Genomic DNA, 6,524 nt, shown 5'->3' with positions numbered 1-6,524 from the left:
TTACCTTTAAGAAAGTGGTTGAACCTCGTTTACCATTCATTTAAAACACCTCACTTATTTAATGACAACGTGATTTTATCACACAATTTATCGTCTTACAATAAAATATTATTGTTTTTTTTATTATATTATTATTGTTAACAATTACCTACTTTAAACTATTGAATTTATAACTTCTTCAACAACTAACCTACTTTTCGCTATTGGGTATTGATGTCTGAATGAATATTCCATACACCTCTAGTTAACATAATCACTTACTATTGGAAGATAAATATTTAGTAAATAGATAAAAAATAGCCGGTTACGCTTAGACATCTGTTCCTTTTTTTCTTGCAAACCACTATAATTTCCTACATATAAAAATCAATTCACGGTTTGCTTCTTCAATCAACTTTTTATCATACCAACCGAATCGTTCGGTGTTACCGTTTTTATCAGTCACTTCGTAAGCAAAATTTTTCATTTGGCTATCCTCCTTCATACGTGTATACTCTGATAATGTTGTTTATTAAGATATTATATGAGACATGTTCAATATATAAAGAGATTGATTTTATAATATTTCTATTGATTTAGTATTGATAAGGAGTTTGTATGTGGATGACGAACCAACCATCATTATAAAAAGGAAAAATTCTAGAAAAAACAATGGCATCCACACGGCTGAATGAGTGTGCTCAAAAAAACGGAGAAACAAGTTGCAACATTGAAACAGAACAAAAAGAACGACCTGTACGAAACAGACCGTTCTTCCCTATAACTGAAATTATTTGTTTCCGCGTACGACGTGGTTTTCCTCCATTTGAGCCTTCAGCTCGTCCACGGTAATGCCTTTGTCCGCCGCCAATTGCTCCATTTGCGCCTTCAGCTTATCCACCGTGATGCCTTTTTCCGCTGCCAGTTGTTCCAAATTTATCCCCCCGGTCATTATTCAGGGAGAAATGCTTCGTGGTTGCCCCTTGAGTTAAGGTTGTATCGGCTTCCGTTGCAAAGGCGGATCCTAATGCACTGACGGCAAAAATAGCTCCAAAGGCGGTGACTGCAAGCGATTTGTTCATTTTTTTCATTCAATTTCCCTCCAAAATGGTTTTTTGTTTTACAAGAATGAGTTTATACCGTTCACCTGAACCTACCCTGAATGCCGACTATAAACTGCCTGAAAATTGGCCAAATCCAGATTATAGGTGCTGCCCAGCAGCTTCGCATTGAACGGCTCATTAACGTGTCTCATTCGTGAATCCATGTTTCTCAGCATGTTTTCAGATTCTTTTAAGAACAGCTTCAGCTCCGTCTGTTATGCTGGGAGCAGCACTGTCCGCGTGTGCAAGCGGCTTACAGGCAGGAGGATCCCTATGCAATAATTGAAAGGCATCAAAATATTGCTCGTCGACGACGAACCGAACATACTACAGTTTCTCGAACTTGGCCTGACCAATGAAGGCTTCGAGATACAGACCGCGATAGATGGAATGGCGGCCGTGGCGATGGCGAGCGAGTTCCAGCCGCACGTCGTCATTCTCGACGTCATGATGCCGGGAATGGATGGCTTCGAGGTATGCCGAATGATCAAGAAATCTGAGAACGCAGCCGTCATCATGCTGACCGCCAAAGATGAAGTGGACGATCGGGTGAAAGGACTGACGCTTGGCGCGGACGATTATATGATGAAGCCGTTCAGCTTCGAGGAACTGCTGGCACGCATTCACGCGCGAATCCGCAATCAGTTCCCCCATTTGTTCGGCGAGGTCATTGCCGGACCGTTCCGGATCGATGATCGGCGCAAGGAAATCATTTTTGACAGCCGGGTGCTGAAGCTGTCCCCGACCGAATACGAGCTCTTGAAGTTTTTGGTGCTTAATCAAGGTCTTGTGCTCAGCAAAGCAATGATATTGGACAGAGTATGGGGTTATGATTTTTGCGGTGAGGAAAATATCGTAGAGGTGTATGTCCGGTCTTTGCGGGAGAAGCTGAGTGACCGGGAGCATCGACTTATTCGGACGCTGCGCGGAGCCGGTTACCGGGTTGATCTTCCATGAAGGCGGCAGAACGAATCCGGCGCTTCATTCATCCGGGCTCTTTGCGGTTTCAGTTGTTATCCCGTTCCCTCCTCATTCTCGCCGCGCTGCTTATGCTCATCGGCGTATTTCAATATTTGGTTATGCAGCAATTCGTGTATGAAAATAAAGCGGAAAGCTTGAAAAGCCAAATCTTATCCTTTCCGCGCGAGGCATGGCAGTTGCTGGCGGACCGAGATGCCGGCGTATCGGGGCGGCGGCCGATGCTGTTTTTGCCTGCGGATGCGTCGCTCGCCATTATCGATGCGAACGGCGACATTCAGGCTGCATCCATGGGGGATAAAATGGAAGATCCACCCGAACTGTCCCCGGAAGAATATCAATCGGTCATGAACAAGAATAAGAAGGAAGTCAATTACCGGATCGTGAATGACAGCCAGGGAGAAGAGCAACTGCTCGTGCTGCAGCCGTTCGAATGGAAGGGGCGCATGCTCGGACTCATTCAGCTCAATACAAGCACCAAACCGTTGAAGGATATGCTGGCCAACCAGCTTCTGACATTTCTCTCCTTATCCGTCCTAGCACTGATCGGTGGCATGATCGGGTTCCTCCCCGTATTAAAAAGAACGCTTATCCCGCTGTCCAATATGGTGCATTTCGTCGGAAGAATTGATGCCGGGAATTTGGCGGAACGCGTTCCGTCCCGTCAGGGCCAGCTCGAAATCGATCGGCTCGCATTATCATTCAATGGCATGCTGGAAAGGCTGGAATCCTCATTCGAAGCGGAAAAGGAAGCCAAAGAGCAGATGCGCCGCTTTGTCGCAGACGCCTCCCATGAACTCCGGACGCCGTTGACGTCGATTCACGGATTCCTCGTGGTTCTGCTCCGCGGCGCCATGAACCAGCCGGAGCAGTTGCGCAGAGCGCTCATCTCGATGCACGGGGAATCCGAGCGGATCAATAAGCTGGTACAGGATCTTCTGCTGCTGGCGAAGCTGGACCGGGCTCCGGTCATGGAGCGCTCCGACGGCGAATTGAATCGCGTGCTTCGGGAACTGGATCCGCAGCTTCGTCTGCTTGCCGGAAAGCGCCATGTGGCGCTCGCTCTGGCGGAAGATGCGAAGTGCATGTACGATCCGGACAAAATGAAGCAGGTAGTCCTGAATTTATTCCATAATGCCGTTCAGCATACGGATCCGGAAAAAGGAGAAAATCGGATTTCAACAGAAACAATACCCTGCGGTGTGGAACTGACTGTGCGGGATAATGGGACGGGGATCGGGAAGATGCATCTTCCCCATTTGTTCGACCGGTTCTACCGCAGCGAATCTTCCCGCACCCGCAAGTACGGCGGCGCCGGGCTTGGCTTATCGATAACGAAATCAATTGTAGATGCGCACGAAGGATCCATCCGCGTCATGAGCGCGGAAGGACAGGGCAGCGCATTTATCGTTACGCTGCCGGCAGCCGTTCCTCGCCTGCAAGGGTACGATGGAGAAACATAGAAAAACGGCAAAGGCTCCGTTCGCTACCGAAATCGGACAGGGCCTTTGCCATTTCCCATTTTTCATAACATATCTACAAATCGTATACATGATCTGGGCAGGGCCATAGATACTGTAATAGGATATAACTTTTCTCCGTTCAAGGTTATGGTTTCGCTATCTTTGTTAGGTCCTTCTTATAGTAATAGTGCTTACATCCAATCGGCGCATTTTCGAAAATGGCGACAACCTCGTAGCCATATTTCTTGTAAAATTCGGGAGCTTGAAAACTGAATGTATTCAGTTTAATAAACGTACAATTTTTTGCGCTCGCTATTTGCTCGGCTTCTTCTAATAATCGTTTCCCCAACCCTTGTCCACGGTGCTTGTCATCCACCCATAAAATATCAACTTCCATCCAATTCCAAAGAACTGTGCTGTTAAGACCGGCAACAATCTCTCCGTTATCATCTTTCAAGCATAAATTAACTTCCTCGAGCTGGGCGTTAGGCACGCATTGGGCATTGAACTCAATCAATTTGTGTAGGACATGCTTGGATTCTTCGGATGTGCTATGAAAAAGCTCAGGTCTGTTTGCCATATTCCTCCCCCCTCCCGCATCTGTATTTCTGAAATTTTTGTTGGCTTCTTGTCTGTGTGTTTGGCAAGAAAAAAATGCTCAATATGGCAGCACAAAAGTGCAGAAGCTACTTGCCAGCGATATGTGTTTTTGGCAATCGAAAAGTGCCGAGTTTTGCAGCCAAGCAATTTTATCAATATACAGCAACAAGTAAGGTTTATGCATAGGTTTGACATGGAGCCTCTATGGGCATGATTCCCTGCGAAGGGGCGAAGCCACAGGCTTCGCAGAGACCAGTAAGCCTATCATGCCCATCACTCCATATCAAACCAGGCTACTTTTACTGCATAAGCAATTGCTGCAAAACTGAGCACATCTACCCTGCAACAAACAGGGACTCCCACCCACTAGAATTATCGACCTTGCCCGGCCGCACAGCTCAAAATTCTTGACAGACCCCCGTAGGGTATCTTTTATCCATTCATCTATTTTTTAAAATTGAATAATACGTAATCAACTTATCAAACTTATCTTTTCCTATTCGTATTAATCCATTAAACAATCCCTCAAAAAAAATTCTATCAACTATAATTTTTCGACTATCTCTTAACTCTTGATAAACCATATTATTTATTTTGGCTACAAATTGTTCAATTGTAGGATAATCATCTTCGCAATCGGACTCTTCCATTTTATTTGCAATACTTTTTAAATAATCTGTTATATTGTTAAACTCTTGTTCATTCAACCGTTGAGATACCGCCCAATCCCATAACAAAAAACGTTCTCTGTCTACCGAAATATAATTTTTTAAAACATGAATATAATATTCTAATCTATCAATTCTTTCTTTCATTGTTTCCTCGTTCGTCATTTTTAATTTTCCTTTCACAATTAAAATGCTAGGAAAGTAAAGGTACTAGCAATAGTACGTGCTATTCCTGCCTCAACTCCTGCAGTAATTAAAGCCGAACTTATCGTATCTATTATTCTATCTTCTACGACTTCAGCTTCCTCTAAAAGTTCATCTAAAGCATCAGCAATTTTATCTGTATTTTTACTAAAAGCTTTTGCTTCCTTACCTCCTAGTTTTTTTGCTATATCATCTACTAAACTTCCACTAGCTCTTAACGTTTTTGCAACACCTTCCATTGCTAATTTTCCAATCCATTTTTTTACTCCTCTTTTACTTCAATGAAAGTCCACTTGATGATTATTTATCGGTTCTTGAATTTCAGTAGCAAAAGAATTAGAACTACTTGTAAACGCAGATACGGGTAAAGATGAACTAAACAACAAAACACCAAAAAGCGCAAGTGAAGTCATAACCTTAACAGTCGAAAACTTAAACAACATATTAAACATCCCCTCTTCTATAATTTTACCGCACCTGCGGCAATACCTTTAACAATATACTTCTGCGCGAAAATATAGAAGCGGACAATCGGGATGATCGTGAGCGTCAGCCCAAATGATGTTAAAATCAGGGCGTAAGATTTCGCTGTTTTCAATTCTTTACAGGCTGCCTTTATCAAGGCCGACCGCTTCTTGCAGCTTCGATAGACTCATTTTCTTCTTCTGCCGATAGCACTGATTTAGTTCCCCAAGCGCTGTGGCGTCGCAGCAACGGTATTCATAGTTTTACCTCCTTCGGCAATGTAATTCTCAATCACCTATATTTTACCATGTGATTTGCGAAATACAAGCATTTTTTTTCAAATTACCCATTTGTGTGATATAAATACAAAAAAAGATAGCACTCAGAAGGTGTTTCGTCCTTTGTGTAGTTTATTCATAGTTTGTCTATACTTATGCTTTGCTATAACAGTCACAATAACGATATTGCCATTAGCTTTACCACTTAACATTATCGTATGTCCTTCTGTGGATATCCATCTGGTATTACCCCTCGGCGCAGGAATTGTTTTCACTTCTTTAAGTAAGTTATGCAGGTTTATATTTTGTTCTTTGCATCTTTTTCGAGCATAATGAGTAAATGCGTATTCCACAAATATCCCTCCCATTAGAACACTATACACTTGTCTTACATGACCTATGCAGTTCAATACACTAATTGGTAATCAGTCACCACTACAAAAGTGTCTACAATATTTCGATAAATATCTAAAAAACCACTTGACTTTTCAAAATAGACACTATAATTGCGAAGGATACCTTTTTTATAGGGTATATCTTCAGATTATGGGGTGGGTCACCAATGTCAGCGTTGCAAAAAACGAAGTTTAGAGAATGGAATCACGGCGAGTGTGCGGGAGCGCCTATTCTGAAGAGTCTCTGGGATCGATTTGACTTTTCCCTGTTACTTACTCAATCCGGCATTATGAAATGCAATGGAACGCCATCTTGGCTTATTTGCTTCCTCTATGTCGTCGGTCTCGTTTCCAATTGCTCTTCCGTTGTCCAGATGGCACAATTGGCCGA

10 protein-coding genes and 1 pseudogene are annotated in these 6,524 nt (G+C 43.3%); 3 read left to right on the top strand and 8 right to left on the bottom strand.

All coding sequences use genetic code 11. The features are described from left to right. Positions 1–343 precede the first annotated feature (343 nt). The 3 genes from PPOP_RS25200 to PPOP_RS22215 all read right to left on the bottom strand — a co-directional run bounded on the left by PPOP_RS25200 (position 344) and on the right by PPOP_RS22215 (position 1,070). Positions 344–466 (bottom strand): hypothetical protein, encoded by a 123-nt coding sequence (locus PPOP_RS25200; RefSeq protein WP_006287799.1) that lies wholly within the window; start codon positions 464–466, stop codon positions 344–346. A gap of 303 nt (positions 467–769) precedes the next feature. Beyond that, positions 770–913 (bottom strand): hypothetical protein, encoded by a 144-nt coding sequence (locus tag PPOP_RS22950; protein WP_159101852.1) that lies wholly within the window; start codon positions 911–913, stop codon positions 770–772. Further along, positions 873–1,070 (bottom strand): hypothetical protein, encoded by a 198-nt coding sequence (locus tag PPOP_RS22215; RefSeq protein ID WP_006287797.1) that lies wholly within the window; start codon positions 1,068–1,070, stop codon positions 873–875. Before PPOP_RS22215 ends, PPOP_RS22950 begins: the two co-directional genes overlap by 41 nt. 294 nt (positions 1,071–1,364) lie before the next feature. Between PPOP_RS22215 and PPOP_RS16580 the strand changes: the two genes are divergently transcribed. Together PPOP_RS16580 and PPOP_RS16575 are read left to right on the top strand one after the other, a co-directional pair. Continuing rightward, positions 1,365–2,039: a response regulator transcription factor gene (locus PPOP_RS16580; protein WP_234399879.1), complete on the top strand. Its 675-nt coding sequence runs from the start codon at positions 1,365–1,367 to the stop codon at positions 2,037–2,039. Next, complete coding sequence (locus tag PPOP_RS16575) at positions 2,036–3,523, top strand: sensor histidine kinase (protein WP_006287795.1); 1,488 nt, start codon at positions 2,036–2,038, stop codon at positions 3,521–3,523. Before PPOP_RS16580 ends, PPOP_RS16575 begins: the two co-directional genes overlap by 4 nt. A gap of 145 nt (positions 3,524–3,668) precedes the next feature. Here the strand turns inward: PPOP_RS16575 and PPOP_RS16570 are convergent, their stop codons facing one another. From PPOP_RS16570 to PPOP_RS16555, 5 genes and pseudogenes are all read right to left on the bottom strand, one after another. Continuing rightward, a complete protein-coding gene (locus PPOP_RS16570; protein WP_006287794.1) occupies positions 3,669–4,103 on the bottom strand; it encodes a GNAT family N-acetyltransferase in 435 nt (144 codons plus the stop codon). 460 nt (positions 4,104–4,563) lie between these two features. After that, on the bottom strand, positions 4,564–4,956 hold the full coding sequence (locus PPOP_RS16565; RefSeq protein WP_006287793.1) for a DUF1878 family protein: 393 nt from the start codon (positions 4,954–4,956) through the stop codon (positions 4,564–4,566). 20 nt (positions 4,957–4,976) lie between these two features. Beyond that, complete coding sequence (locus tag PPOP_RS16560) at positions 4,977–5,234, bottom strand: hypothetical protein (RefSeq protein WP_006287792.1); 258 nt, start codon at positions 5,232–5,234, stop codon at positions 4,977–4,979. Positions 5,235–5,455: 221 nt separating this feature from the next. Beyond that, positions 5,456–5,551 (bottom strand): annotated as a pseudogene (locus PPOP_RS22210) (carbohydrate ABC transporter permease); the annotation flags it as partial. A gap of 291 nt (positions 5,552–5,842) precedes the next feature. Continuing rightward, positions 5,843–6,091, bottom strand: a complete 249-nt coding sequence (locus PPOP_RS16555) for a hypothetical protein (RefSeq protein WP_006287791.1) — start codon at positions 6,089–6,091, stop codon at positions 5,843–5,845. Between the two features lie 209 nt (positions 6,092–6,300). Between PPOP_RS16555 and PPOP_RS24605 the strand changes: the two genes are divergently transcribed. Next, positions 6,301–6,524 (top strand): hypothetical protein (locus PPOP_RS24605; protein ID WP_042229452.1); only part of this gene is annotated, 224 nt, incomplete at its 3' end.

This window comes from Paenibacillus popilliae ATCC 14706 (assembly GCF_000315235.1).
GTDB lineage: Bacteria > Bacillota > Bacilli > Paenibacillales > Paenibacillaceae > Paenibacillus_B > Paenibacillus_B popilliae.
The sequence above is the reverse complement of the archived record's forward strand: the minus strand, read 5'-3'. Positions and strand labels throughout refer to the sequence as shown.